The sequence below is a fragment of the Sphingobium sp. B12D2B genome (assembly GCF_025961775.1).
GTDB lineage: Bacteria > Pseudomonadota > Alphaproteobacteria > Sphingomonadales > Sphingomonadaceae > Sphingobium.
Genome location: NZ_JAOQOH010000001.1, coordinates 374,518 through 401,354, shown reverse-complemented (window position 1 = coordinate 401,354; position 26,837 = coordinate 374,518). Strand labels below are relative to the sequence as shown.

The following is a 26,837-nucleotide window of genomic DNA, read 5'->3' as shown; positions in this document are numbered from 1 at the left end:
CTGCGAGGCCGCGCCGGGGCTTGCTCAGTCAGGTTGTGCCAGCAATCCATCCCGCACCACTGTCCGGTCGACCTCGGCAACGAGCCTTGCGTAGCGCGGGTCTTCGACGCTGCCGTAGCGCGCGGCGAAGGCGGCATCGCTCAGCCCCTCGTCGTTCTGAAGCAGAGCAGGCGGCAGCAGGCGTTCCTGCGTCGCGGTCGCCAGGCGTCGCGCCACGTCCTGCGCCCGGCGCGGATCGCCAGCGGCCTGCGCGATCTGGGAGCCGGAGCGGTCCGCCGCCAGATCGACGAAGGAGAAGCCAGAGGCGGTGCCGGTCTGGAACGCCGACGCGGCAGACAGGCTGTCCGCCAGTTCCTTCCATTCGCCCATTGCGGATGAGAACTGCACACCGGTCTGCGCAGCCAGCGCGGCGGACAGCGCCCAATGCTTGGGGAGGTCGTCCCGGCCATGGAGCGTGATTGCTGTCGCAGGCGGCGGACAGCGGCGCGTGGCGCTCAGCGCCAGCCCGGCCAGTTGCCCGGCGCGCGGATCGACCACTAGCATCGCAAGCGCGACAAAGCCCGCCCGATTCGTTTCCGACGTTGCGGTTTGGCTCGGCGGGAACGCACGGCGGACCTGTATGGCAAAGTCGCTTTGCGGATCGCGCGCCTGCAGCGCGACCAGCGCGCAATAGCGATCGAGCACCTGCGCGCCGTCGACCGCGTCACCGCCAGTAAACTGATCGAGCAGGCCGGTCTTGGGCGGCAACTGCACCGCCGCCATCACCGCGCCATTGCGGATGGAGAAGCGCTGCACGACCGTGTCGAGCGGCGGGATCACGGCGCCGCGCAGACGCAGCAGCTGACGCAACCCCTCCAGCAGCAGCCGGGTCGGATATGCCGGCAACGAGACCGCGCCGATGCGCGCCTCTACTTCGGGAAATCCGTTACTTGGGCCGCTTACGACCAGACCGACATTCAGCCAGCGCCCGAGCGGCAGGGCATGGCTCGCGGCGATATGAAGCCGCTCATCGTGGAGATAGAGATCGAGCCGGTCAGGGCGGAAACCATGAGTTGCGAGCGCGCCCAAGCCATCGAGATGGGTGGGCGCGAGCGTGAGCATGCTGACACCGCCGGGCCGCTGCCTGCTGGCCTGCAACTGCTCGATTGCGGCCCGACCGGCACCGACCTGCAGAGGCGTTGGCGTGGGGCGGGCGTCGGCAAGGGGCGCCCCGCTGGTGAACAGCACCGCGCCGATGAGCACCGGCAGGACGAACAGGACGAAGAGGATCGCCAGAACACGCCAGACCTGCTGCCGCGGGCTACGGCCTGCCAATCCCATCCACGAGCCAGAGGCACGCTTGCGCTGCATCGCGTCCCCTATTCGTTACGACTGCCCCTTCGCCTAGGCGACGAGCGCAATCCGCAAACTCGTCAGCCGGCTACCGTCATCAGGCGCTTTTCACCGGCGATCCGCAACATGGCGCGCTGCAGTTTCTCGAACGCCCGAACTTCGATCTGGCGCACGCGCTCGCGGCTGACGCCATAGACCTGGCTCAGCTCCTCGAGCGTCTTGGGCTCCTCCGCGAGGCGCCGCTCCTGCAAGATATGCCGTTCGCGGTCATTGAGGTCGTCCATTGCATCGAGCAGCATGTCGTGCCGCACGTCGCTTTCCTGCGCGTCGGCAATCCGCTCATCCTGCAACGGCCCCTCGTCCGCCAGCCAGTCCTGCCACTGCCCTTCGCCGTCATCGTTCATCGAGACGTTGAGGGATGTGTCGCCGCCCATGGCCATGCGGCGGTTCATGGAAATGACGTCATCTTCCGAGACGCCGAGATCGGTCGCGATCTTCGTCACATCCTCGGGGCGCAGATCGCCATCCTCGAAGGCTTCGATCTGGTTCTTCATCCGCCGCAGGTTGAAGAACAGCTTCTTCTGCGCCGCCGTGGTGCCGATCTTCACGAGGCTCCACGAGCGCAGGATGAATTCCTGGATCGACGCGCGAATCCACCACATCGCATAGGTCGCGAGGCGGAAGCCCCGGTCCGGCTCGAACTTCTTCACGCCCTGCATCAGGCCGATATTGCCCTCTGAGATCAGCTCGGAGACGGGCAGACCATAGCCGCGATAGCCCATGGCGATCTTCGCCACGAGTCGCAGATGGCTCGTCACCAGCCGCGCCGCCGCTTCCGGATCGCCATGCTCCTGATAGCGCTTGGCGAGCATATACTCCTCCTCGGGCTTGAGGAGCGGGAACTTGCGAATCTCCGACAGATAGCGGTTCAAGCTTGCATCGCCGCCAAGCGCAGGGATCGTTGCAGGGAGATTACTGCCGTTACTCACGAAACTTCATCCTTCTGGAGCGCGCAAACAAGAAGGGGCATCGCGCTCATCCTTATACGCAAAGATGGCTGAACAGTTGCTGCATGTCATCCGTAATCGGGCTTTCAAAGCTGAGAGGCTGGCTTGTGACCGGGTGGATGAAGCCCAGCCGGGCCGCATGAAGCGCCTGACGACGAAAGCCAAGGTCAGCCAGCATCGCCTTGTGGATGCCGCCGCGGGCATAGACCGGATCGCCCAGCAGCGGGTGGCCGAGATGGGCCATATGCACGCGCACCTGATGGGTCCGTCCCGTCTCCAGCCGGCACTCGATCAGCGCCGCCCGATCCAGTCGCTCGAGCGTGCGATAATGAGTGATGGCGTGCTTGCCGCGCCCCTCGCGCTGCACTGCCATCTTCTTGCGATCCGCATCCGAGCGGCCGATCCATTGATTGACCGTGCCAGAGGGCGGCGCGGGCCGCCCCTGCACAATGGCGAGATAGCGCCGGTCGATGCTGTGATCCTTGAACTGGCGGGCCAATCCCTCATGTGCCTGATCGGTCTTGGCGACGACGAGCAGACCGGAGGTATCCTTGTCGATGCGGTGGACGATGCCGGGCCGCGCTACCCCGCCAATGCCGGAAAGCTGCCCGGCGCAATGGTGGAGCAAGGCATTGACCAGCGTGCCATCCGGGTTGCCGGCGGCGGGATGCACGACCATGCCCGCCGGCTTGTCCACCACGATCAGATGCGCATCCTCATGGGCGATCACCAGATCGATCGCCTGCGGCTGCGCCTCGGCGGGCGTCGCCTCCGGAATCTCTACGGCAAAGGCCATGTCGGCCTTCACCTTGTAGGCTGGATCAGCCGCCGGGCGGCCGTCCGGCCCGGTCACCTGACCTGCCAGGATCAACGCCTTCACGCGCTCGCGCGACAGGGCTGGCAGCACGCTCGCAAGCGCGCGATCCAGTCTCATGCCGTGCTCGGCCTGCGTGATCAGCGCCGTAATGCTGGTAACCCCCGTTTCCACGGCCTAATATCTGGGGATGGCCGTGCACATATCAAGACCGCTGCGCGATGCGATCCGCGCGCAGGCGAAGGCCGCCGCCCCGCTGGAATGCTGCGGCCTGCTGCTGGGGCGGCGCCTCGCCAGCGCGGAAGGCGGAACGACTACCATCGCCATCACCGAACTTCGCGCCGCCGCCAATGTCGCGGAGCAGCCCGAGCACCGCTTCGAGGTCGATCCGGCCGTACTCATCGCCGCGCATCGCGAGGCGCGCCAGGGCGGGCCGGCCATTGTCGGCCATTATCATTCGCATCCCCATGGCGAGGCCGTCCCCTCGGCGATCGATGCGGCCATGGCGGGGGCGGCGGGCGAGATCTGGCTGCTCGTCGACGCGCGCGGCGACCTTCTGGCCTGGCAAGTTGTTGCGTCAGGCCGCATCCATGGCGTTTTCGATCCCGTCGAACTGGTCGGTTCGCCGCATGGGCGGCTTGCACCCGCGCGCCCGCAGCGCCATGAGGGCACGGCCATCGCCTGAAGAGAGGATATCCCCGTCTTGGTCAAATCCACCGCGTCCGACTCCATCGATTTCGCCAGCCTGCTCTGCTCTCGCCTGTGCCATGATCTGCTCAGCCCCGTCGGCGCGCTGAACAACGGCATCGAGCTGCTTGCCGATGAGACCGACCCGCGGATGCGCGAGCAATGCCTCACGCTGCTGGCGGACAGCGCCCGGACGACGGCGGGCAAGCTCAAATTCTTCCGCTTGGCCTTCGGTGCCGGGGGCGGATATGGCGAGGCCATTCCCGTGCACGAGATCCGTTCTGCCGTGGAAGGCATGTTTCCGCCCGGCGGCAAGATCTCGCTCGACTGGATGATCGCCGGGGACAGCCTTTCCAAGCCGGCCGCCAAGCTTTTGCTCAATCTGGTGCTGTTGACCGGCGAAGCCCTGCCGCGCGGCGGCGTGATCGCCATCGGCGCGGAACAGCAGGGCGGATCGACCGAGATCGCGGTGCGCGGCGAAGGCACGCGCATCACCTTCGACCCCGCCATTCGCGCCGGGCTGGAAGGGCATGGCGATCTGACCACCCGCACGGCCGCAGCCGTGATGATCCGCACGGTGGCGACCGAAGCGGGCGGCGAGCTGATGATCTCGGGCGCTGATGAGCCCCACCTGCTGTTCGGCGCGCGCCTGCCGGCTTGATCCCGCCTGTGTGAGAGCCCGACCGGCAGGTCTTAACCGGGCTTTCACGACTTGGCCCCAAAGGTGTCGCCGCGTTAACCACAGGCGGCGGCATGGACGAGATCATCGGGGAGTTCATTGCGGAAACTCTTGAAACGCTGGAGGTCCTCTCCGGCGAAGTCGTCGCGTGGGAAGCGGACCCGACCGACAAGTCTCGCCTCGACGCGTTTTTCCGGTTTTTCCACACCGTCAAGGGAAGCTGCGGCTTCCTGAACCTGCCCCGTTTCGAGCGGCTGGCGCATGGCGCCGAGGACGTGCTGGCAGCCATCCGGCGCGGCGAACGGCTGGCCGATCCCGCCACCGTCACGGCTGTGCTGGCGGTTATGGACCGAATCGGCGCGCTGGCGCGTGGTCTGGGCGGCGAGCCCGTCCCGGATGAAGCCGATGATGACGGGCTGCTGGATGCCCTGTCACTCCGATCCGGCGGCTTCGAGCTCTTTCACCCGATCGCCGCGCGTGCCGCAACGATGCCGGCCCCGCCCCACGAACCGCCCGCGCAGCGCGCGGACTCGCTAGAGACACCCGCTCCCCCGACGCCCAGCCAGCAGCAACCAACCGCCCCACCGCGCGACAAAGCGCCGCGCACGATTCGACTGCCGCTGGCTCTCATCGATCAGCTGATGAACGGCATCTCCGACATGGTGCTCGCCCGCAACGATCTGGCGCGCCGGATGCGCGACCATGGCGTCGCGCCGGATGTGGAGAGCAGCTTCGAGCGGATGTCGACCAATGTCGCGGACCTGCGCGACATGATCAGCAAGACGCGCATGCAGCGGGTCGACCGCCTGTATGCGGCCATCCCGCGCATGGTGCGCGACCTCAGCCGCGAGCTGGGCAAGAAGGTCACCGTGACTCTCGACGGCGGCGATGTCGAGATGGACCGCGAAATGATCGAGATGGTCGCCGACCCGCTCACCCACATCGTCCGCAATGCGCTCGATCACGGTCTTGAGCTGCCGGCGGACCGCATCGCCGCCCGCAAGCCGGACGTCGGGCGCCTGAACATCGTCGCCCGTCAATCGGGCAACCAAATCGTCATCGAGGTGGCCGACGACGGGCGCGGCATGGACCGGGCGGCCCTGGTCGATCGGGCGGTCGCGGCCGGGCTTGTCACCGCTGCCGAGGCGGCCGGGATGAGCGACGCCGAAAAGCTGAACCTGATCTTCCTGCCCGGCCTCAGCACGGCGCGGGAGGTGACCTCCATCTCCGGGCGTGGAGTCGGCATGGATGTCGTGCGGGCCAATATCGAGCAGATCGGCGGCGTGATCGACATCACGACCGCGCCCGGCGACGGCACCGTGATCACCATGCGCGTACCGCTGACACTGACCATCATTCCCGGCCTGATCGTGCGGTGCGGCGGCCAGACCTTCGCCATGCCGCGTGGCAATGTCGTGGAACTCATTCACGAAAACAGCGCCATGGTCTCGGTCGAGGAGGTCGCCGGCGGACGCATCGCGACCATTCGCGGCGAGCGTCATCCGGTTGTGGCGCTTGAGGACGTGCTGGGCCTTGCCCGTCAGGCAGAAGCGAACGGGCCGCGGACCTTGATGGTCATTCGCTCCTCGGCCGGCCAAAATTATGTGCTGGGTGTCGAAACCGTCGACAGCAATGAGGAACTGGTCATTCGCCCGGCCTCACCGGTGATCGCATCCGCCGGGGCATTTGCGGGCATGACGCTCCCCGACAACGGCCAGCCAATGTTGCTGCTCGACGCTACCGGGCTGTTCCAGATCGCGCAATTGCCCGTGGTCGATGCCGACAAGGCGCGCCGGGATCATCACAACCAGGAACCGACCGAGGCCATCGACACCTTGCAGGTGCTCTTCTATCGCGACCGGGATGGCGTGGAACGGCTGATGCCGCTGCCCATCGTCGAGCGCGTCGAGGAACTGGACTGTGCGCAGATCGGCCGCTCGGAGGGGCGCGCATTCGCGCGGATCGAGGAGCGCCTGTTGCCGGCGCTCAATGTCCGCCCGGATGAGACCGGTGTGCTCAAGGCCATGCGCCTGCATGACGGGCGCGATCTGCTCATCTTCCTCATCGAGGAGGTGCTGGACATCCTCGAAATTCCCGCCCGGCTGGACGTGCCGATCGGCCGGGGACGGATCGCCGGCCTGGTGCTGGTCGGCGAGCAGCAACTGGAACTGGTCGATCCGTTCACGCTGTTCGAGGAGGTCGCGGCCCGCCCGACCTCTGACGCCGCGCAGGCCGTGCGCTGCATGATCGCCGATGTCGAAGACCCGTGGATGCGCAACATCCTGGCGCCGCTGCTCGTGCAGGCCGGCTATGACGTCGTTCTGGGCGCCACAGGCGACGCGCCGCCCGATGTCGTACTATATGGGAGTGGACATGCCCCTGCACCCATGGGCGTTCCGGTGCTTGCCCTGCGGGATCAGCCGCAGCTGCCCGCCGACCCTGACGCGCCGCCTTCCATCTACCGCTATGACCGCGCCGGGCTGATGGCGGCGATCTCCAGCTTCGCACGGAAGGCCGCATGACCGACTCGCTGTTCCTGTTCGCGTCCATCGCGGGCGCCCCGATTACCGTGCGTGCCTGTGCCATCGAAGCCGTGGTGCGGCTGGGGGACATCGTACCCGTGCCCTTAGCGCCTGTGCATGTGCGCGGGCTGGCGGCGCTGCGCAGCCGGGTGCTCACCGTGATCGATCTGCAATCGCGCATCTTTGGCACGGCGGCGGATGCACAGACCGCACCGCTGGCGATCGTCGCAGACATTGCCGGGCACAGCTATGGTTTCCTCATCGATGCCGTGACCGATATCTGCCAGGCGCAGGGCGGCGTGCAGCCATTGCGCGGCCGCATCGATCCTGTCTGGCGGCCGTTCGTTTCCGGCCTCGTCGATTATGATGGCCGCAGCCATCTTCTGCTCACACTCGCCGATTTCACCAACGCCCCGTCTGGCGCGCTGGCCGCCTGAGATATTTAACGAATTTACCAAAATGACACGCTCTGCCCGTAGGTTACGTAGCCAAGCAAGTATCAGGGGTCGCGACTCATGCCGAACTGCCTCATTGTCGATGACTCCAAGGTGATCCGGAAGGTGGCGCGCCACATTCTCGAATCCCTCGATCTCGACGTTCACGAAGCGCAGGACGGGCGTGAGGCGCTGGACATGTGCGAAGGCCAGGTGCCGGACGTGGTGCTGCTCGACTGGAACATGCCGGTGATGAGTGGCCTGGAATTCCTCAAGGAACTCTCCCGCCGCAATTTCGCCCAGCCGCCCAAGGTGATCTTCTGCACCACCGAGAATGGCGTGGACCATATCCGCGCCGCCGTCGATGCCGGTGCCGACGAATATGTCATGAAGCCCTTCGATCGCGACACGCTGGAGAGCAAGCTCCAGATCGTCGGGATTCTCTAGGGGCTCGGGAGCGCCGGGAATGGCGTGCGCTGCCCTCCTGTCCGATGCCAGCTCCGGAACCGATGGTTCGCGCATCGATGTGCTGATCGTCGATGATTCGCTGGTCGTCCGGCGCGTGCTTGGCCGGGTGCTGGGCGAAGATCCGCGCTTCCGCGTGGTCGGGACGGTCGCCAGCGGAAAGCAGGCTCTGGCTTTCGTGGCCAGAAAGTCGGTGGACCTGGTGCTTCTCGATATCGACATGCCCGAGCTGGACGGCTTGCAGGTGCTTCCTCACCTGCTTGGCCCCGATCAGCGCCGGCAGGTGGTGCTGCTCAGCGGCTCGTGCAGCGAGGGCAGCGAGGTCGCCTTGCAGGCGTTGGCTTTGGGTGCCGGTGATGTCGTCGCCAAGCCCAGCGCCGGCCATTTCAGCCCGCAATTCGTGGAACATCTGCTCGATCGCCTGGCCCATCTGGCGCCGGCGGCCGAACGAAGCCGCACCCCGGAGCGGTTCGACGAGGCAAGCGCCCGCCTGCGGCCGCCCGGCACGCTCGTGCGCGCCGTGGCCATCGGCGGATCGACCGGCGGGATCAGCGCAATCCTCTCGGTCATCAAGGGCCTTGAGGACAATCCGGCCTTTCCCATCTTCATTACCCAGCATCTGCCTGCCAGCTTCCAGCCGCTGCTGGCAGAACAGCTCCGCCGCGCCACACATCTGCCCGTGGTTCTGGCGGAACAGGCCATGCCGGTGCAGCCGGGTACCATCCATCTGGCAGCGGGCACTGCCCATCTTTCGCTCGGCAAAGGCGCGCGCGGGCAAATACTGGTGCGATTGAGCACCCAGCGCTGCCTGCATGAGAGCTTCCCGGCGGTCGACCCGATGTTCACCGCCCTGGCGCGCCATTATGGACGCGGCGCCTGCGGCGTCATCCTCTCCGGCATGGGACGCGACGGACTGGCTGGCGCGCAAGCCATTGTCGGCGCGGACGGCTGGCTGATCGCGCAGGACCATCAGTCGAGCGCGGTATGGGGCATGCCCGGTTCGGTCGTGAAGGGAGGTCTCGCCAGTGCCATTCTGCCCCCCGCTCAGATTGCCGAGTTGATCCTGCAGCAATGGCAGGCAGGCGCATGACCATGCAGTCAGTTTCCAACGCCGCCTGTCGCCTGGCCGAATTGCTCCACCGGGAGACCGGGCAGACGCTCTCGGAAGCCCGGCGATGGCGTATCGAAACGTCGCTGCGACCGCTGCTGCGCGCGCACGGGCTGCGTACTCTGGAAGAGCTCGTGAACGCGATTGATCGGGCGCCTCACGGGCTCCTGCAGGCCGAAGTGATTGACGCCCTGCTCAATCACGAAAGCTCGTTCTTCCGGGACGTCAGCGTCTTCCACGCGATCGAAAACAGCGTCCTGCCCGCACTCGCCCGGACGCGCACGGATCGGCGACTGCGCATCTGGTGCGGCGGGTGCTCGACCGGGCAGGAAGCCTATTCGCTGGCCATGATCGTCCACCGCTCGGCCGCGCTGGCCGATTGCACGGTCAGCATCCACGCCACGGACGTATCGGCCCTCGCGATCGCCAAGGCAAAGCGCGGTCGGTTTTCGCAGATGGACATGCAGCGCGGCCTGCCGATCAGCGAATTGCTGCGCTGGTTCCATCCCGTCGACAACGAATGGCAGATTGCCGGCGAGCTTCAGCAAATGATCGTGTTCCAGCAGGACAATCTGCTCGACCCCGTTCATGGCGCAGGCCCGTTCGATCTCATCCTGTGCCGCAACGTGCTCTTTTACTTTTCCGAAGAGAGGCGCCGCCGCGCGTGGAAAACGCTGTCCAGCCGGGTTCGGCCCGGCGGCTATCTCGCGCTCGGGGCCGGCGAAATGGCCTGTGCTGAGGCCGGCTTTTTGGCCTGCCGGGGCCTCAGCTGCCTTTATCAGGCCCGTGAAGCCCGGCCCGATCAACCGCGCATGATGCTGCCTGCAGGCGGCGCTTCCTCCGCACCCGCCATTGAGCTAGGACAGGGCTGACCGCACCGCCCGGCAACATGCCGGCATGCGCAAGGAAAGTGGCCCAGTTCTGCATGATCGAGACGCCGTCACCCAATTTTGACGACCGAACGCTCCCGGTTTCCATCCTCGTCCTGCACTATACGGGGATGCCGGACGCCCAGAGCGCGATCAACTGGATGGCCAATCCGGATAGCAAGGTCTCCGCCCATTATGTCGTCACGGAGGAGGGCAAGGTGGTCCGCATGGTCGACGAGACCAAGCGCGCCTGGCACGCCGGACGAGCCTGGTGGCGCGGCATCACCGACGTCAATTCCGCGAGCATCGGCATCGAGATCGTCAATCCTGGCCATGAATGGGGCTATCGGCCCTTCCCGCAGGCGCAGATCGATGCGCTGATCCCGCTCGTCCACGACATCATGCAGCGCCACCGCATCACGCGCGGCAATGTCGTCGGCCACAGCGATGTGGCGCCCGCACGCAAGCAGGACCCCGGCGAGTTGTTCCCCTGGAGCAAGCTCTCCCGGCTGCGCCTCGCCCTGCCGCGCCCGACCCGCAATCTCATGGACCCACTCTGGAGCGACGGCGCCTTCATGCTCGCGCTCGAGCGATTCGGCTATGATATCGCCGAGCCGGAAGCCGCGGTGACGGCGTTCCAGCGCCGTTTCCGGCCGGAATTGATCGACGGCGTGATCGACGGGGAATGCCGCGCCATCCTGCTCGCGCTGCTGCTGCCAAGGCCCCGCGGCGACGACTGAGCGCGATCGGACAAGACGGACCGGAATATTTTTCAGTGCCCGCACACTGAAATCCATTTCGGGCGTTTGGCGGGGATGATGACAGCGAGGGTGGTCGCGCAGCGCCGCGACGGGCTTGGGGGGAGAATGCGATGACCGGGCCGCAATGGCTCTCTATCGCCACGCTTGCCGGCATGATGGTGCTCTTCCTGTGGGGGCGCTTCCGCTATGATGTCACGGCTGTCATCGTTCTGCTCTTCGCGGTCCTGATCGGCATTGTCGATCCGGCCGACGCCTTCTCCGGCTTCTCGGACGATATCGTCATCATCGTTGGCTCGGCGCTGGTACTTTCGGCCGCCGTGCAGCGCTCCGGCGCGATCGAGGTGGGGCTGAAATTCGTCGCGGGCCGTGTGCGCCATGTCCGCTCGCAACTGCTGCTGCTTACCGCCACGGTCGGCACGGCCTCGGCGCTGGTCAAGAATGTCGGCGCGCTTGCCATGCTGATGCCCGCCGCCTTCCAGATGGCCAAGCGCAACAACGCCAGTCCCTCGGTCTTCCTCATGCCCATGGCCTTCGCCTCGCTGCTGGGCGGGCTGATGACGCTGGTCGGCACCTCGCCGAACATCATCGTCAGCCGCGTGCGCACGGAGATGACTGGCGAGCCCTTCGGCATGTTCGATTATTTCCCGACGGGCTTCGGCCTGTTCATCGTCGGCCTGCTGTTCCTGCGCTTCGGCTACCGGCTGCTCCCGCGCGATCGGCGCGGCGCGGCGACCATGGGCGATGCCATGGACATCTCCGGCTATGTCACCGAAGCGACGGTGCGCGAAGACACGCCGCCCGACGGTGAGACGATCGCCGCCTTCCTCAAGCGCCACGATCATGAGGTGCAGATCACCAGCCGTCTGCGCGGCCGGCGTCCGCTCTCGACGCAGGGCAATGCGCGGTTGCAGGAAGGCGACGTGCTGATTCTCTATGGCGAGCCGGATGCGCTGGAGCGGGTCATCGCCCGCGACGCGCTGGAGCTGGATGGCGAGACGCGCGATCTGCCTGAGGGCAGTGAAGGGGACGAGATCGGCGTCACCGAGGCAGTCGTGACGGCCGAGTCCCCGCTGGTCGGGCAGAGCGCAGAGCGGCTGCTCCTCCAGCAGCGCTATGGCGTCAACCTCATCGCCGTCTCGCGCGCCGGGCAGATGCTCGGGCGCAAGCTGGGGGAGATCAATCTGCGCGCGGGCGATGTCATCGTGCTGCAGGGGCCGCTTGGGCTGCTGCCGGCGCGGCTGCGCGATCTGGGCGCGCTGCCGCTGGCGGAGCGGGGCGTCAAGCTGGGCAAGTCACACCGCGGCTGGCTGCCGCTGCTGATCCTCGCCGTCGCCATGACGGCCACGGCGAGCGGTTATGTGCCGGTAGCCATCGCCTTCTTCGCCGCAGCCGCGCTCACCGTCATCAGCGGCGCGTTGCCGGTGCGGGAAGCCTATGATGCGGTCGAGTGGCCCATCCTCATCATGCTCGCCGCGCTCATCCCGGTCAGCGACAGCATCCGCAGCACCGGCGCGTCTGATGTCATCGCCACCAATCTCGCTCATGTCGCCGCTGCCCTTCCCCCCTGGGGCGCCGTCGCACTGATTCTGGTCGCAGCCATGGCCGTGACGCCGTTCCTCAACAATGCCGCGACGGTGCTGGTGATGGCCCCCATCGCCGGCGTCTTCGCGCACGACCTCGGCTACCGGCCGGAAGCCTTCCTCATCGCCACCGCCGTCGGCGCGGGCTGCGATTTCCTCACGCCCATCGGCCATCAGTGCAACACGCTGGTCCTCGGCCCCGGCGGCTACCGCTTCAGCGACTATGCCCGCCTGGGCGCACCCCTTTCGCTACTGGTGGTGCTCATCGGCACCCCGCTCATCATCTGGACCTGGCCACTGCAATAAGGTCAGTTGAGGCGAGCGCTCGCCACCAGAGCCTCGAAATCCGGCGCGTTCCGGCTGAAATAGTTCAGCCGCGGAGCATCATAGGTCATCATGTACAGCTTACCGGCGATGATCGCCGCGCGCGCTTCCCCCTGTCGCGTCAGCCCGTCCTTGTCGGTGAACGCGTACCGGAAGCGCACACCCTCCGCTCCGACGAATGCCGAGGGCTCCGTTGAGATGAGTTCAAAGGCGGCGAGATCTTTCGCAGTCCGGTACGTCCTTTCCAGCAGCTCGGGAATCTCGATCAGCAGCGTTTCGCTGGTGAACTTGGGCAGAGGCTCCCGCTTCTTGCTGCGCTCCTTGATCAGGGGCTGGCCCGCAGGCACGGCGGCGTAGAAGGTGACGTCGTTCAGCTGGGCGCCGTCCACCGTCCAGCTTTCCGCAAACTGGCCCAGCCGCCGGCCGAGTTGATTCCAGTCGCGGGAGGGCGTCACCGTCAACGAGGAGGCGGCTACTTGAGCGGCCACTCCGCCGGGACGCAGCTTGTGCGCAAGAGCCGGTGTGGCCATCAGCAGCGCGAGCGCTGCGGCGCCAGCGAGCGGAAGCTTGAAATGCGTGCGTTTCATTGGTGGGCCGTTTCTTTCGGAAGCATCATTTTAATCATGGTTGCGTCGGACGCATCAGGCTTCAACCGCAGGTAGCTGCGCAGCCCCTCCCACGCCTCGGCGCGCACGCCTGTCTTCAGCTTGGACAAGCCCAGCCCTCGGTAGGCCTCGGCGAAATCCGGGTCGGCCTTGATGGCGTTTGCGTAAAAGTCGGCCGCCTGGATCAGATCGCGCGGGTGCCCACGGCTGCGATACAGCTCCCCTCTGGAGAACCAGAGTTGCGCGGTCCAACCGTCCTGCGCCAGCGCCTGGATCAGGTAATCGCTGCCGCCGAAATCGTTCAGCTTGATCTGGTCCTCGAGAAACCGGGGCGTCCAGGTCGCCAGTGCGGCCCGATATCGCGCCACCCCATCGTCTCGCCCGGCGCCCTCCGGTGCTGCCAGCTCGGCCAGATAGGATGCGCGCTCTCCCTCCGGCGGATGCGAGGCCGTGAAGGCGATTTTCTTGAAATTGGGCTTGCTCAGCCCCTTCGCGCTGGCGGAGGCACTCATCTCGCCCATGAAATTTTCCCACACCTGGGCTGCAGCCTGCGGGCGGTAGTCACTGCGGTTCAGATAGGCGAGTCCGAGCAGGTCTGCCTCCCGCTCCTGATCTCGTCCGAACCGATACAAGGTGCCGTAGACCTGCAACTGCATGTCGCGATAGGTCTGCATGCCCCCGTAAGGTGCGGCCATGCTCGCGAGCACGGCGGTCCACGCGAGCAGGTCGGTGCCGGACCGCCGCGAGCGAAATTGCTGCAGCGAATGCCGGCTCTCGAAATGGCCGAACTCGTGGCCGAGTATCGCCGCCAGTTCCGCTTCGTTGCGCATCCGCAGCAGCAACCCGCTGTAGACGCGCATCGTGCCGTTGGGGGCCATGCTGGCGTTGAAGCTCGGCTCGCGGATCACATAAATCCGCGTGGCCTTGCACCGGTCGTCGCCAACCGTGCTGCACAAAACTCTGGTGATGTAGCCGGTCAGGGCCTCGTCGCGGATCACGAGCGGCGATGTCGCCAGCACGCGTTCCTCTTCGTCCATTTCCCGCCACATGCCGATTTCATCGACACCCTGCGGCTGGTAGGCACCCGCATAAGGCGGCGGAAGCGGCGGCACGGCGTGCGCGCCAGCTGCAAGCAATTCCGCCAGCGTCGCCGCGACGGTGCAGGCGAGGCGCCGCATTACTTCGCAGCCTTGCCGATGCTGCTGCCCGGGAAATCCTCCAACAGCTGGGCGACGCGCTTTTCCGAGCCATCCGGCTCACGCACATCGCCGCCCATCTGGCCGTCCGCGTTCAGCCAGAGCAGATCGCCGGTCTTGAGATCGACAAGCCCAGCGAACCCCATATGCTCGCCGGACGTAACCGAGACGCCGCCCATCAAGGCCATGATCTGCAGCACCTTGCGCCCGGTCGAGCCGTAAGCATCGCGATTGTAGATGAAGAGGCCGTAGTCGGCATCCTGCGCACCGGGCAGGCGCGCAACCCCGTCGCCAAGGGACCACTCGAAGACTTGCTCTTTATTGTCCCGCTTCTTGGTCGGCAGCCGGTTGCCGACGAAGAACTGATACTCGATCACCGCCTGCGAAACGGCCGAGAACAGGGACATATATTCCTGCAGATTCTGGTCCTGTTCGCCATAGGCTTCGGGCGCCACGACGACCTGATTGCCCAGCCTGCTCTGATACTGCGTCAGCGCCGCCTCGATATTTGCCTTGGCCTTCTCGGTCCATTCGGCATTGGGCTCGAACATCCCGCCAGTGGACTGCGCGCCCACGCGGACCGCCGGACGAAACAGCAGGATTTTCTTCTGACTGTTTGGCGGCAGCGAGAAGCCCTGCTTCACGGCCGAACGCTCCTGCGCAAAGCCCGCGCTACAAATGGATGCGGAAAGACCCGCCGCAAAGGCGAGCCACATAGTGAATAGTCTCAAGCAATCCCCCCATTCGCTTTGCAGCGACCTGATGGAAGATAACAACGCGAAGTTGACTTGTGCAAGTCCTCTTTCGGGGGAGCTGGTTACTATCTTGCACTATCTGCGTGACACCGCCCGTGACTCTCCGCCCGCCTGCACCTATAGCCCCGTTCGCCAGGCGGTCGGGCGGCCGCGGCGGGCGCTTGCGTCCGGCGAGGAAAGTCCGGGCTCCACGAAACAACGGTGCCGGATAACGTCCGGCGGCTCTCCTCGCGGGAGTTAGGGACAGTGCAACAGAGAGCAGGTCACGTGCGCCTTCGGGCTTGGGCTTCGGCCGCGTGAACAGTGAAAGGGTGCGGTAAGAGCGCACCGCGTCCCCGGCAACGGCGGACGGCACGGTAAACCCCACCGGGAGCAAGACCGAATAGGGGCGGCGCGCAGGTCTTCGGGCCTGCTAGGCTTGTTTCGGCCGAGATCGCCCGGGTTGGTTGCTTGAGGCCCTGCGAGAGCATGGCCCTAGAGGAATGGTCGCCCATCCGCATGCGCGTCCCTTTACGGGATACGGCGGCGGTGGACAGAACCCGGCTTACAGACCGCCTGGCATTTTGCTGATCGCCTGCAGGGCAATTGCACGACCGCTGCGATACCCGCATTTTCACCGCGCTACGGTGGATTTCACTACGAACCCACACTAAGTGAGATCGGATGGCCAGAAGCGGACGGAACAATGACTGGGGCTTTCCCCGCTGGCGCAGCTATGGCTCCACGCGGGAAGCGCAGGCCGTTCGGCTGTGTGACCGGCATGGCTGCGACCAGCCCGGCAACTGCCCCGCGCCCAAATCCCCCAACAGCCCGGACCGCTGGTATTTCTGCCAGGCTCATGCCGCTGAATATAACAAGGGCTGGGATTATTTCGCGGGATTGGACGAGGAAGAGCGCAACGAGCGCATGCACAATGAGCAACGCGATGCCTCCGGCTATCGGACCAGCGCCCATAATCAATGGGCCGGCCCCGGCGATGGCACCCGCTCGCGCGACGAGATGCGCGCGCTCGATGTGCTGGGGCTGGAGAGCGATGCCGATTTCGAGGCGGTGAAGCGAAGCTGGCGCGCACTCGCCAAGGAATGCCACCCGGATGTGCGCCCAGGCGATGCCGACGCCGCCACGCGCTTTCAGGCCATCCAGGCCGCTTATGACGTGCTGCGCGTGGCCGAGGAGCGCAAGAGCTGGAAGCCCGCGCCATGAGCGCCCGTCAGGTTCGCAGTCGCTGGTCCAACGCGGTGCTGGTCTGTCGCAAATGCGAGAAGAAGATCAAGGGTGGCGGTTTTGGGCCGGAGGGGAACAAGACCCTCGGCAAGGCCCTGCGCAAGCATCTGCAACTCGGCAAGGGTCGCAAGGCCGGCGCGGGCATTCTCGAGGTCGGCTGCCTAGATATCTGCCCCAAGCGCGCGGTGACCGTGGTCGACACCAGCAAGCCGGACCGATGGCTGATCATCCACCCCGGCGCCAATCTGGATGTTCTCGCGCACGATCTGGGGCTGCGCAACAAATCCTGAGATGATCGATGCGGCCCGGCTGACCGGTGCCGTCAGTCGATGGGCGGCACGGGCTGCGGCGGCGCGTCGGGATCGGCCTCATGCACCTCGACGGTGCCGCGCCCGACATGGCTGCGCGAGCGGCTATAGGCGAAATAGACGACGAGACCGACTACAGCCCAGGCCACGAACATCAGCTTCGTCTCGATACCGAGTTTGAAGAAGAGGTAGATGCAGCCGAGGATCGCGACCGGCGCGGTGATGGCGATGGCCGGTGTACGGAACGGCCGCTTGCGCGTCGGGTCCGTCCGCCTCAGCACGAGCACGGCGATGGAGACGGCGGCAAAGGCAAACAGCGTGCCGGAATTGGAAATGTCGGCGAGAATGCCGACCGGGAAGAAGGCCGCGAACAGGGCCACGAAAACGCCGGTGATGATCGTGATGACATGCGGCGTGTGGAACTTGGGGTGGACCTTGGAGAACACCGCCGGCAGCAGCCCGTCCCGGCTCATGACGAAGAAGATGCGCGTCTGGCCGAACATCATCATGAGGATGACCGACGGCAGGGCAAGACCAGCAGCCAAACCGATGAGATTGCCGATCTGCGGCCAGCCGATCTCCCGCATCGTCCAGGCCAACGCTTCTTTCGAGCAGACCACTGCCTGATCGCCGATGGCCGCGCACTGATCGGCCAGCGCCTTGCTGCCCGGCGCCAGCGCTTCCCCGGCCGGGCCCATCAAAGGCTGCGAGCCCACCGTGCCGACAACCCCGGCAGCAACCAACAGGTAGAAAATCGTGCAGATGGTGAGCGAGCCAATGAGGCCGATCGGCATGTTGCGCTGGGGATTCTTGGTTTCCTCCGCCGCGGTGGAGACCGCATCGAAGCCCACATAGGCAAAGAAGATCGACGCCGCCGCCGCGCCGATGCCGCCGAAGCCCAAAGGCGCAAACGGCGAGAACTGCTCCATGTTCATCACTGGCAGCGCCAGCACGATGAACAAGGTGAGTGCCGCGACCTTGATCACCACGAGCACGGCATTGACTATCGCGCTTTCACGCGTGCCGATGACGAGCAGCCAGGTGACCAATAGGGCGATGCCCATGGCCGGCAGATTGACCAGCCCCCCATCGAACGGACCGCGCACCAGCATGTTGGGAATATCGATCCCCAGCGCATGTTCGAGCAGGCCGACGACATAGCCGGACCAGCCGACCGAGACCGCCCCCGCCGCCACGGCATATTCGAGGATCAAGGCCCAGCCGACCATCCAGGCGATCAGTTCGCCCATCACCGCATAGCTGTAGGTGTAGGCCGACCCCGAAACCGGGACCATCGAGGCCATTTCCGAATAGCAGAGGGCGGCGACCGCGCAGACGAAGCCAGCGATGACGAAGGAGAGCATCATGCCCGGCCCCGCCTTCTGCGCCGCTTCCGCCGTCAGCACGAAAATGCCGGTGCCGATCACGGCGCCCACACCCAGCATGGTCAGCTGGAAGGCCCCGAGCGATCGGTGCAGTGATTTCTTTTCGGCAGTGGCGAGAATGGCGTCGAGTGGCTTGATGCGGCCAAAGATCATGCGCGTCTCTCTATACAGCGCGGCCGCAGCCGCTCCCCCTGAACTGACCGCCAAGCCTATAGGCTTATCGGCGACGCGCAAGGGGCTTGCGACAGGGGAAGGCGTCGCGGGCAGGCAAACCGCGCTCAGCGCGCCAGCATCGGCCCCAGTGCGCGTCCGCCGAACAGATGAACGTGCAGATGCGGCACTTCCTGCCCGCCATCCGCGCCGACATTGGCGAGCAGGCGATAGCCCGGCTCCACCAGCCCCGCCTCGCGGGCAATCACGCCGACCGCGCGCACGAATGCTGCGATCTCGCCCTCACTTGCACGGGCCGAGAAATCATCCCAGCTCACATAGGCGCCCTTGGGAATCACGAGAATGTGCGTCGGCGCCTGCGGGGCGATGTCGTGAAAGGCGAGGACATGATCGTCCTCGAACACCTTGTTGCAGGGGATGTCTCCGCGCAGGATCTTCGCGAAGATATTGCTCTCGTCATAGGGAAGGGTCGGGTCGATCGCCATGGCTCACTCCTTTTTGCGCGATGCCTTTTCGTCCAGCCCAGAAACGCCCTCGCGCCGGTCCAGCTCGGCGCAGACATCGGCAAGGGTAATGCCGCGCTCGGCGAGCAGGACGAGCAGGTGGAACAAGAGGTCGGCCGCTTCGCCGGTCAGGGCCGCCTTGTCCTCACTCAGCGCGGCAATCACCGTCTCGACGGCTTCCTCGCCGAATTTCTGCGTCATCTTGCCCAGCCCCTTGGCGCGCAGGCGGGCAACATAGGAGCTGTCGGGATCGGCCTCGCGCCGGGCGAGGATGGTCTGTTCGAGGCGGAAGAGGCTGTCCATGGCGCTTGTCCTTGCCGCTGCGCCGCCGGGCGTCAATGGCTTTTCCGGCTGACGCCACGCTCAGGGGTGACGGACGGGAATGCCCGCAGCGGCCAATGCCGCCCGCGCCTCACGCACGCTGTGCTGGCCGAAATGGAAGATGGAGGCCGCGAGCACCGCGCTGGCATGGCCCTGCGTCACGCCCTCGACCAGATGATCGAGCGTGCCGACGCCACCGCTGGCGATGACCGGCACGGTGACCGCATCGGCAATGGCGCGGGTCAGCGCAAGGTCATAGCCCTGCTTCGTACCATCGCCATCCATGGAGGTGACGAGCAATTCGCCCGCGCCAAGCTCCGCAAGCCGCGCCGCGTGAGCAAGCGCGTCGATGCCGGTGGCGCGACGGCCGCCATGGGTGAAGATTTCCCAGCGGCCCTCACCGACCCGCCGGGCATCGACGGAGGCCACGATGCACTGGCTGCCGAACCGATCCGCGATCTCGCTCACCACTTCGGGGCGCGACACGGCGGCGCTGTTCACGGCGACCTTGTCCGCGCCGGCGAGCAGGAGCGCCCGCGCATCCTCCGCGCTGCGCACGCCACCGCCGACGGTGAGCGGCATGAAGCAGACTTCCGCCGTGCGCGCGACAATATCGAGCAGCGTGCCGCGATCCTCGTGGCTGGCGGTGATATCAAGGAAGCACAATTCGTCCGCGCCGGCAGCATCATAGACCTTCGCCTGCTCCACCGGATCACCGGCATCGCGCAGATCGACGAAGTTCACGCCCTTGACCACACGGCCATTGGCAACATCGAGACAGGGGATGATGCGGGTGCGGACGGTCACTGGACTAAATCCTCACATCCGTTCGTGTCGAGCGAAGTCGAGACACGGCCAGCACTGTCCTCGCGTGTCTCGACTTCGCTCGACACGAACGGGAGGTGGCTGCGTGACATTCACGCGGCATTCGCCACCGCAATGGCGGCGCGCAGATCGAGACGACCGTCGTAAAGCGCCCGGCCGGTCACCACGCCCTCGATGCCATCGCCAGCATGGAGGCTGAGCACCCGAATGTCCGAGATATCCGCCACGCCGCCACTGGCGATCACGGGAATGTCCACGGCGCGCGCCAGTTCGACCGTCGCATCGATGTTCACGCCCTTGAGCAGGCCATCGCGGCCCACATCGGTGAACAGCAGCGAAGCAACCCCGGCATCCTCGAAGCGGCGGGCGAGATCGACCACCGGCATGTCAGATTTCTCGGCCCAGCCGTCGGTCGCGATCATGCCGTCGCGCGCATCCACGGCGACGACGATGCCGCCGGGATACTCCGCCGCCATATCCTTGACGAACTGCGGGTTCTTGAGCGCCGCCGTGCCGATGACGACACGCGACACGCCGAGCGCGAACCAGCCCTGCACCGCCTGCGGATCGCGAATGCCACCGCCAAGCTGGACATGGCCGGGGAAGGCCTGGACGATGGACGCAATCGCTGCGCCATTGACGGCATGGCCGGCAAAGCTGCCGTCCAGATCCACCACATGCAGGAAATCCGAGCCTTGCTCGGCCCAGATCAAGGCCTGCGCGGCGGGATCGTCGCCATAGACGGTCGCCCGATCCATATCGCCCTCGGCCAAGCGGACGACCTGCCCGCCCTTGAGATCGATGGCGGGAAAAACGATGAACGGCGGAATTTCACTCATGGGGCCCACTCCAGAAAGCGGGCGAGGGTCGCAAGGCCATAGGCCTGGCTCTTTTCCGGATGGAACTGAACGCCCAAAATATTGTCCTTGCCGACCGCCGCCACCAGCGGTCCGCCATGGTCGGTGGTGGCAACGACATGCGCCGCCTCCGCCGCCTCGAAATGATAGCTGTGCAGGAAATAGGCCTCACCCGGCTCGACCAGCGGATGGGCGCGCGCGCCGACAACATCGTTCCAGCCCATATGCGGGATCTTGATCGCCGGATTGTCGCGCTCGATGCGCCGCACCGTGCCCGGAATCCAGCCCAGCCCTTCATGCCGCCCGAACTCCTCGCCGGCATCGGCCAGCAACTGCATGCCCACGCAAATGCCGAGGAACGGCCGCCCGACCTCGAACACCGCCTCGTGCATCGCCTCGATCATGCCCGGCAGCGCGCGCAACGGCTCGATGCAGGCGCGGAAAGCGCCCACACCCGGCAGCACGATGCGGTCGGCCCGGCGCACCACCTCGGCATCGGCGGTAATGACGACGCCATGCGCCCCGGCGGCCCGGAGCGCATTGTGCACGGAGTGGAGGTTCCCCGCGCCATAATCGATGAGCGCGATGGTCATGGACTGTCAGCCGCCCAGCGTGCCCTTGGTGGAGGGGATCGCATCGCTCTTGCGCGGATCGATCTCCACCGCCTGTCGCAGCGCGCGGGCCAGCGCCTTGAAGCAGCTCTCCACGATGTGGTGATTGTTGCTGCCATAAAGGTTCTCGACATGCAGGGTGATCCCCGCCGACTGCGCGAAGCTCTGGAACCAGTGCTCGATCAGCTCGGTGTCCCACTCACCCAGCCGATGCATGGGGATCTCCACCTTCCAGACCAGCCAGGGACGACCGGAAATGTCGAGCGCGACGCGGGTCAGCGTCTCGTCCATCGGCGCGTGCGCCTCGCCATAACGGGCGATCCCGCGCTTGTCCCCGAGCGCCTTGGCGATCGCCTCGCCGACCGCGATGCCGGTATCTTCGGTGGTGTGGTGCTGGTCGATATGCAGATCGCCGACCGCCTTCACGCTCAGATCGATCAGCGAATGGCGCGAGAGCTGCTCCAGCATATGGTCGAGAAACCCGATGCCGGTCGAAATGGAATAAGTGCCGGACCCATCGAGATTGACGCTCACCTCGATATCGGTCTCGCCGGTTTTCCGCCTGATCTCCGCGCTACGCATGGTTGCGGCCTATAACGCGCGCGGCGGACCATGCAATGCGCTTCTCGACCGTTAACGGCTGTAACGCTCTGTGCTTGACCGGCGAGCCCCCCGCGCTAGGACTGTGGCCATGACGGAAGAGCCAGCAGACAGCCTGATTCCCTATGACGAAATCGTGCAGGAGGCGCTGCGTGCGATTCCGGGGCGCGTTTTGCAGGATATTGCGCTGACGGGCGTCCTGCCGGGCAATCATCATTTCTACATCACGTTCAAGACGCAGGCGCCGGGGGTGAGTATCCCCACCTGGCTGGCGGAGCGCTTCCCGGACGAGATGACTATCGTGCTGCAGCACAAATTCTGGGATCTCAAGGTTACCGATACCAGCTTCGAGGTCGGCCTCACCTTCAACCAGGTGCCCGCGCATCTGGTGATCCCGTTCGCGGCGCTGCGCTTCTTCGTGGACCCGGCCGTCAACTTCTCGCTGGAATTCCAGGTGATGGAGAGCGGCGAAGCCGTCGAAACCATGGAGATGGCGGAGAACGATACGCCGGTCGCACAGGCCGAAGACGGCTCCAACGTGGTGACGGTAGACTTCGGAAAGAAGAAATAAGGGTCAGGCGCGACCCGAGCGCGCCCTGTTCCCGCTTACTCCGCCCGCTTTGCCTGAAAATTGAAGCTGATCGTTACGGCATCCGGAATCGTACTGGTGTCGGACCATTCTCTGGTTCCGACGCCGAAGGCCGTGCGGTCGATGCGCGTGGTGCCGCGGGCGCGCGCAACCGTTCCGTCGATATCCAGCGTGAAATCGAGCGTTACCGGCTTTTGCTGCCCGTTGAGCGAGAGCGTGCCCGTCGCGCGGTAGCGATTGCCATCGCGATGCGTGATGCGCGTTGCCCGGAACGTCGCGCGCGGATGCGCCGACACGCCGAAGAACTCGTCGCCGCGCAGCATCTCGTCGCGCTGGCTGTCGGCACTGTCGACCGACGCCAGATCGACCGTCACGGCGATGCGCGAGCCGGGCAGATCATCCGGGCTGAAGACTATGTCGGCATCCCAGCGCGAAAAGCCGCCGTCGATGTCGGAGCCGGAATAGGCCGTGCGGAAATTGAGCGTGCCGCCGCGCTGCACCGTCCAGGCGGCGGCCTTTTGCGCCTCATCCTTGGCTGGCTCATCGGCAGGCGCCGCTGCCTGATTGACCGCCACCGCGTCTTCGACTGCGTTGCTGGCGTTGACAGCAGGGTCACCCGCGTTATCCGCGACCGCCACGTTTGAGCCCGCAAGACCGGCTTCCGCTTGCGCCGGGGCCTTGCCGCCGAACGGCAGCACCCAGGCCAGTGCAAAGGCCGTTAGCGCGCCCGCAATCGCGAGACCGGCCACCACATTGAGCGCGCCCCGTCTGCTCAAGGCACTAGGCACCATGCGGCCAAGAGTATCCTTGCGCAAAAAGTGGTGCCGCAGTGCTCCCGCGACATGCAGAATCACCAGCCCGGCCAGGAGCCAGCCAAGCAGGCTGTGCACGGCTTCCGCCGGGTCGTGCAGGGCAGCGCTCACAGGCAGATGCGGCCATGGAATGACGCCGAACAGCAGTGTCGGCACCTTGATCGCCGAGGTCGAGACGATGATCCAGCCTGTGAGCGGTCCGAGGATCATCACCACATAGAACAGGGCATGGACACCGCCGGCGAGGGCGGCAAGCAGCAGGCTCGTGTTGAGCGGGCGGGGCCGGGGCACCAGCAGCCGGATCATCAGGCGCGCCACGCTGAGCAGCAGGATGCTGATGCCGATGGTCTTGTGAAGCTGATAGGCCGCGAACTGCGGCAGGCCCGTCAAATCCTCCAGGCGCCATCCCAGCGACACCTGAAAGAGCAGCAAAGCGGCAAGCAACCAGTGCAGAATAATCGCGGCAAGCGAATAGCGCGCAGGCGATTGATGCAGGCTCATGTCCGTCGCGTTCCCCCAACACCCAGTCGAATAGAGTGGTGCCGAACCTGCCAGCCGAACCGGCGCTTAGCAAGCGGGTTGGGAGCGGCGTACCGCTTCGGGGAGGGCAAGCGCTCAAAAGGCAAGGAAGTCGAAGCAGCCGCCAGACCGGGACGACCGCACAAGACCCGCCTTTAGGGAAAATGGTGCCACAGACGACAAAGATGGGCACTCAAATCACCGAGAAGTTTCTATTGATCGCGCGTCATAGGGCAGCTTGGAAAGGTCCGTGAGACAACCCACCCTAAAATCGGACGTTAATCCCTCGCGTCGCGGAGCGCTTCCAGTTCGGCCAGCCTCACTGGATCGCCGGCGGCAAGCGTTTCCTCAAGGTAGAAGCTATAGGGTATGTCGAGCACCAATTTGTGGGCCTCGCCGCTATATTCTGAGGCGATCACAGGAAATGCATCGACCAGCTCTCGAAGAAAACCTTTGTCCAAATCTTGAAGCCTCGCTGCCATATCCTCCATCATGAGGACAGCTGCATCAGGATCAAGAACCTCATCATCGGTGAGATCGAGAAACAATATGAAATCAGCGATGATCCGCGCCACCCCTAGCACACTCATGGCTTCACCACCCTCACCTTGATGTTCGTGATCTTCATCTCTTTAAACAGCTTTAGCGCAGCGATTCGCTCGGCTTCAATGGGCACTTCCCAAGTTCCAATGGCGCGATTATGCGCTAGTGCTTCTGACTGTCGCAACAACTGGGCACGCGCCCTGGGACGGTTCACGACCCTGAACTTTCGGTCGATCACATAGTCGCCCTGCACGCCATCAAACTTGACCCGGCGTCCCGAGCCATCCGGCATCGTCCGCATCAACGTGGGCGCCTGACCGGGCCGCGCGCCCGTCGCGGCATCATTATATCGCTTCGCCAGCGTTCCGCGACCGAGGTTTTCCTTAACCCAGCCGATCTGCGGCGGCTCATGAGATGGGCGAGGGACGGTTCCGCGCAGACGGCGTAACGCGGAAACTTTGCCAAGAGCCGCTTGGCGTACAAGACACTGGCCTAGGCCGTTCTCCGCCATAATAATGTCCTGATCCGGCAAAAGTGAACCAGCCATCTTCCGGATCATGCAAAGGATTGAACTTGCACTCTATCGCATCGTTTTTTGGCACCGAAGACACTTTGCCGGTGCGCAACCACGTCGAAAAGGCACGACGCCATTCGTCCTCCGATAACTCGATCATTCGCCCCACCTCCACCTTGAGATGAGAACATTTCAGGAACATTTTCCAGCAAGTCAAGCGGACTGTCGCCAGACCCAGATGCGTGGCGATCAGCTGGGGATATCACCCGTTGGGAAAAATGGTGCCGCTTAGGTGACTCGAACACCTGACCCTCGCATTACGAATGCGATGCTCTACCGGCTGAGCTAAAGCGGCTCCGGCTCGCCGGCAAACCGGCGATCATCATGACGCGTGTCCAGTGCGGGACACGATCATGCAGGCGGGGCGCTTATCAGCGTGTGTCGGGCATGGCAAGCGCCGATCGCGTTTTCGCCTTTGGTGTAGCGCGGGCCGGCGGCGATATTTGGTGCCTTTACCGGGCCTTTACCCTTCATGGCGCAGGGTTCGCCCCTTGCACGCGACCACAGGCGAATCCTCGAATGGACGTACATCACAGCCAGGCCGACGCGGTCACCACGCTGGACGAAGCCATGGATGCCCCTCCGCTCGTCCGCTTCGATGAGCGGCGCATGCACATCCGCGCCTATAATTACTGGTCTTCGCTGCTGCGCGATCGTTCGCTGCCGAGCATCGAGGATCTCAATCCCGAGGAACTGCAGGATTTCGGCTCGCACAGCGTGCTGCTGGACTTCACGGCGGGCGTCGAGGATCCGACCATTGCCTTCATCGGCCCCGCTCTGGCCGCGCAGTGTGATATCGACACCTCCGTGCGCCGGGCCAGCCAGGTTCCGGCGCGCACATTGCTCTCCCGCCTGACCGACCATTATCTGCAGATCGTGGCCAACGCCGCGCCCATCGGGTTCGAGGCGGAGTTCACCAACCAGCGCGGCGTCGAGGTCATGTATCGCGGCATCATGATGCCCTTCTCGACCCGCGACGACGCGATCGACTTCGTCTACGGCGTGATCAACTGGAAAGAGGTCGCGACGGATGCGCTGACCGAAAGCATCATCGCGCAGGCCGAGGCCGCCTCTCCGGTGCGTGTGAGGACGACCGACGCCACCGCCATCTGGGCCGATGGCCCCTCCGCGCAGACGATCGCGGCTGCGTCCGTGACCGATTTCGCCGAAGACGTGCCGACCGACGATGCGCTCGACCTGACCAGCGAGACGATCACCCTGCCGGACCAGGATACGGCGCTGGCCGACATGCTGGCCCTGGCGCGCGATGCCGCCATGGCCGCCCATGCCCAGGAGGGGCGGACACGCCACGCGCTCTACCGCGCGGTCGGGCTCGCGCATGCGCTGGCGCAGGTCGCCGCCGCCCGGCCGGAGGATTATGCCGCGCTACTCGCCGACTCCGGCATAGCCGTGCAGCCCCGCAGCCCGCTGACCGCGCTGGTGAAGCTGGTCTTCGGCACGCACTATGACAAGACGCGCCTGGCCGAGTTCGTCTGCGCCATCCAGTTCGCGCTCGACGCGCGGATGCAGCCGGGCGCCCTGATCGCGCATCTTCATGCCACGGTGGGCGGCCTCAAGGGCGTGGTAGCGCAGGTCCGCGCGGCGCGCCGCAACGAAGCTCCCAAAGAGCCGCATAAGGCCATCATGCGCTCCCGCCGGGTGCTGAAGCAGGCCCCTGCCCTCCCCGCCGATCAATTGGCCATGGACGGCGAAGGGCTGGCCGTGGTGATCATGCGGCGAGAGGCCGATGGCTCGCTTGCGATGGTCGCAGCGCTCGACGGCGCCGATCAGCTGTCCGAACGGGTTCTGAAGAAAGCAGCCAGGGCCCTTCCGGCATCCTGAGCAGGCGCGGAGCAT

General features: G+C 65.3%; 29 protein-coding genes, 1 tRNA gene and 1 other RNA gene. 14 read left to right on the top strand and 17 right to left on the bottom strand.

From position 1 onward, the window contains the following. Positions 1-24: 24 nt before the first annotated feature. The 3 genes from M2335_RS01970 to M2335_RS01960 all read right to left on the bottom strand — a co-directional run bounded on the left by M2335_RS01970 (position 25) and on the right by M2335_RS01960 (position 3,273). A complete protein-coding gene (locus M2335_RS01970; RefSeq protein ID WP_264593611.1) occupies positions 25-1,350 on the bottom strand; it encodes a hypothetical protein in 1,326 nt (441 codons plus the stop codon). A 62-nt stretch (positions 1,351-1,412) separates the two neighbouring features. Further along, a complete protein-coding gene (gene rpoH / locus M2335_RS01965; RefSeq protein ID WP_181561196.1) occupies positions 1,413-2,321 on the bottom strand; it encodes an RNA polymerase sigma factor RpoH in 909 nt (302 codons plus the stop codon). 52 nt (positions 2,322-2,373) lie between these two features. Further along, on the bottom strand, positions 2,374-3,273 hold the full coding sequence (locus tag M2335_RS01960) for an RluA family pseudouridine synthase (RefSeq protein ID WP_413716131.1): 900 nt from the start codon (positions 3,271-3,273) through the stop codon (positions 2,374-2,376). A 70-nt stretch (positions 3,274-3,343) separates the two neighbouring features. Here M2335_RS01960 and M2335_RS01955 point away from each other — a divergent pair, with 70 nt between their 5' ends. From M2335_RS01955 to M2335_RS01915, 9 genes are all read left to right on the top strand, one after another. After that, a complete protein-coding gene (locus tag M2335_RS01955; protein ID WP_264593609.1) occupies positions 3,344-3,838 on the top strand; it encodes a M67 family metallopeptidase in 495 nt (164 codons plus the stop codon). A 9-nt stretch (positions 3,839-3,847) separates the two neighbouring features. Continuing rightward, positions 3,848-4,501: a histidine phosphotransferase family protein gene (locus M2335_RS01950; protein ID WP_181561590.1), complete on the top strand. Its 654-nt coding sequence runs from the start codon at positions 3,848-3,850 to the stop codon at positions 4,499-4,501. Between the two features lie 92 nt (positions 4,502-4,593). Continuing rightward, entirely contained in the window at positions 4,594-7,041 is a 2,448-nt protein-coding gene (locus M2335_RS01945) for a chemotaxis protein CheA (RefSeq protein ID WP_264593608.1), read from the top strand. Then, entirely contained in the window at positions 7,038-7,478 is a 441-nt protein-coding gene (locus tag M2335_RS01940; protein ID WP_264593607.1) for a chemotaxis protein CheW, read from the top strand. Before M2335_RS01945 ends, M2335_RS01940 begins: the two co-directional genes overlap by 4 nt. Before the next feature lie 78 nt (positions 7,479-7,556). Beyond that, a complete protein-coding gene (locus M2335_RS01935) occupies positions 7,557-7,922 on the top strand; it encodes a response regulator (RefSeq protein ID WP_264593606.1) in 366 nt (121 codons plus the stop codon). Between the two features lie 19 nt (positions 7,923-7,941). Beyond that, a complete protein-coding gene (locus M2335_RS01930) occupies positions 7,942-9,030 on the top strand; it encodes a chemotaxis protein CheB (RefSeq protein ID WP_264593605.1) in 1,089 nt (362 codons plus the stop codon). After that, complete coding sequence (locus M2335_RS01925; protein ID WP_264593604.1) at positions 9,027-9,920, top strand: CheR family methyltransferase; 894 nt, start codon at positions 9,027-9,029, stop codon at positions 9,918-9,920. Before M2335_RS01930 ends, M2335_RS01925 begins: the two co-directional genes overlap by 4 nt. 53 nt (positions 9,921-9,973) lie before the next feature. After that, positions 9,974-10,657: an N-acetylmuramoyl-L-alanine amidase gene (locus tag M2335_RS01920; protein ID WP_264595342.1), complete on the top strand. Its 684-nt coding sequence runs from the start codon at positions 9,974-9,976 to the stop codon at positions 10,655-10,657. 131 nt (positions 10,658-10,788) lie between these two features. Beyond that, on the top strand, positions 10,789-12,564 hold the full coding sequence (locus tag M2335_RS01915; protein ID WP_264593603.1) for an SLC13 family permease: 1,776 nt from the start codon (positions 10,789-10,791) through the stop codon (positions 12,562-12,564). 2 nt (positions 12,565-12,566) lie between these two features. Here M2335_RS01915 and M2335_RS01910 read toward each other — a convergent pair whose 3' ends face one another. The 3 genes from M2335_RS01910 to M2335_RS01900 are packed head-to-tail and all read right to left on the bottom strand — an operon-like array spanning position 12,567 to position 15,099. Then, on the bottom strand, positions 12,567-13,169 hold the full coding sequence (locus tag M2335_RS01910) for a hypothetical protein (RefSeq protein WP_264593602.1): 603 nt from the start codon (positions 13,167-13,169) through the stop codon (positions 12,567-12,569). Next, a complete protein-coding gene (locus M2335_RS01905) occupies positions 13,166-14,365 on the bottom strand; it encodes a M48 family metallopeptidase (protein ID WP_264593601.1) in 1,200 nt (399 codons plus the stop codon). Before M2335_RS01905 ends, M2335_RS01910 begins: the two co-directional genes overlap by 4 nt. Further along, positions 14,365-15,099, bottom strand: coding sequence for a hypothetical protein (locus tag M2335_RS01900; RefSeq protein ID WP_264579945.1), 735 nt, complete (start codon positions 15,097-15,099; stop codon positions 14,365-14,367). Before M2335_RS01900 ends, M2335_RS01905 begins: the two co-directional genes overlap by 1 nt. 171 nt (positions 15,100-15,270) lie before the next feature. On the opposite strand from M2335_RS01900, the gene rnpB reads away from it, so the two are divergent. From rnpB to M2335_RS01885, 3 genes are all read left to right on the top strand, one after another. Continuing rightward, an RNA gene (gene rnpB, locus M2335_RS01895) (RNase P RNA component class A) lies at positions 15,271-15,701 on the top strand. A 100-nt stretch (positions 15,702-15,801) separates the two neighbouring features. Further along, the gene (locus tag M2335_RS01890) at positions 15,802-16,341 is read left to right on the top strand and encodes a J domain-containing protein (RefSeq protein ID WP_264577119.1); all 540 of its coding nucleotides are present in this window, start codon (positions 15,802-15,804) and stop codon (positions 16,339-16,341) included. Beyond that, positions 16,338-16,652, top strand: a complete 315-nt coding sequence (locus M2335_RS01885) for a (2Fe-2S) ferredoxin domain-containing protein (RefSeq protein ID WP_181561185.1) — start codon at positions 16,338-16,340, stop codon at positions 16,650-16,652. The genes M2335_RS01890 and M2335_RS01885 overlap by 4 nt, the downstream gene beginning before the upstream one ends. A gap of 32 nt (positions 16,653-16,684) precedes the next feature. Here M2335_RS01885 and M2335_RS01880 read toward each other — a convergent pair whose 3' ends face one another. The 7 genes from M2335_RS01880 to hisB all read right to left on the bottom strand — a co-directional run bounded on the left by M2335_RS01880 (position 16,685) and on the right by hisB (position 21,925). Further along, positions 16,685-18,208: an amino acid permease gene (locus tag M2335_RS01880; protein ID WP_264593600.1), complete on the bottom strand. Its 1,524-nt coding sequence runs from the start codon at positions 18,206-18,208 to the stop codon at positions 16,685-16,687. Positions 18,209-18,333: 125 nt separating this feature from the next. After that, entirely contained in the window at positions 18,334-18,711 is a 378-nt protein-coding gene (locus tag M2335_RS01875) for a histidine triad nucleotide-binding protein (RefSeq protein ID WP_264593599.1), read from the bottom strand. Between the two features lie 3 nt (positions 18,712-18,714). Continuing rightward, a complete protein-coding gene (locus M2335_RS01870; protein ID WP_264593598.1) occupies positions 18,715-19,032 on the bottom strand; it encodes a phosphoribosyl-ATP diphosphatase in 318 nt (105 codons plus the stop codon). Between the two features lie 60 nt (positions 19,033-19,092). Then, positions 19,093-19,857 carry an imidazole glycerol phosphate synthase subunit HisF gene (hisF, locus tag M2335_RS01865; RefSeq protein WP_264583768.1) on the bottom strand — a complete coding sequence of 255 codons (765 nt, stop codon included), beginning with the start codon at positions 19,855-19,857 and terminating at the stop codon, positions 19,093-19,095. Positions 19,858-19,967: 110 nt separating this feature from the next. Beyond that, the gene (gene hisA, locus M2335_RS01860) at positions 19,968-20,714 is read right to left on the bottom strand and encodes a 1-(5-phosphoribosyl)-5-[(5-phosphoribosylamino)methylideneamino]imidazole-4-carboxamide isomerase (RefSeq protein ID WP_264593597.1); all 747 of its coding nucleotides are present in this window, start codon (positions 20,712-20,714) and stop codon (positions 19,968-19,970) included. Beyond that, complete coding sequence (gene hisH, locus M2335_RS01855; protein WP_264583770.1) at positions 20,711-21,325, bottom strand: imidazole glycerol phosphate synthase subunit HisH; 615 nt, start codon at positions 21,323-21,325, stop codon at positions 20,711-20,713. The genes hisA and hisH overlap by 4 nt, the downstream gene beginning before the upstream one ends. Before the next feature lie 6 nt (positions 21,326-21,331). Further along, a complete protein-coding gene (gene hisB / locus M2335_RS01850; protein WP_264577112.1) occupies positions 21,332-21,925 on the bottom strand; it encodes an imidazoleglycerol-phosphate dehydratase HisB in 594 nt (197 codons plus the stop codon). Between the two features lie 109 nt (positions 21,926-22,034). On the opposite strand from hisB, the gene M2335_RS01845 reads away from it, so the two are divergent. Then, entirely contained in the window at positions 22,035-22,514 is a 480-nt protein-coding gene (locus M2335_RS01845) for an SspB family protein (protein ID WP_181561177.1), read from the top strand. Between the two features lie 35 nt (positions 22,515-22,549). Here M2335_RS01845 and M2335_RS01840 read toward each other — a convergent pair whose 3' ends face one another. From M2335_RS01840 to M2335_RS01825, 4 genes are all read right to left on the bottom strand, one after another. Then, on the bottom strand, positions 22,550-23,845 hold the full coding sequence (locus tag M2335_RS01840) for a YceI family protein (RefSeq protein ID WP_264593596.1): 1,296 nt from the start codon (positions 23,843-23,845) through the stop codon (positions 22,550-22,552). Positions 23,846-24,141: 296 nt separating this feature from the next. Beyond that, on the bottom strand, positions 24,142-24,438 hold the full coding sequence (locus M2335_RS01835; protein WP_264593595.1) for a hypothetical protein: 297 nt from the start codon (positions 24,436-24,438) through the stop codon (positions 24,142-24,144). A gap of 11 nt (positions 24,439-24,449) precedes the next feature. Further along, complete coding sequence (locus M2335_RS01830) at positions 24,450-24,953, bottom strand: hypothetical protein (protein WP_264593594.1); 504 nt, start codon at positions 24,951-24,953, stop codon at positions 24,450-24,452. Positions 24,954-25,199: 246 nt separating this feature from the next. Then, positions 25,200-25,275 (bottom strand) — tRNA-Thr (locus tag M2335_RS01825). A 224-nt stretch (positions 25,276-25,499) separates the two neighbouring features. Between M2335_RS01825 and M2335_RS01820 the strand changes: the two genes are divergently transcribed. Beyond that, entirely contained in the window at positions 25,500-26,822 is a 1,323-nt protein-coding gene (locus tag M2335_RS01820) for a hypothetical protein (RefSeq protein ID WP_264593593.1), read from the top strand. Positions 26,823-26,837 lie beyond the last annotated feature (15 nt).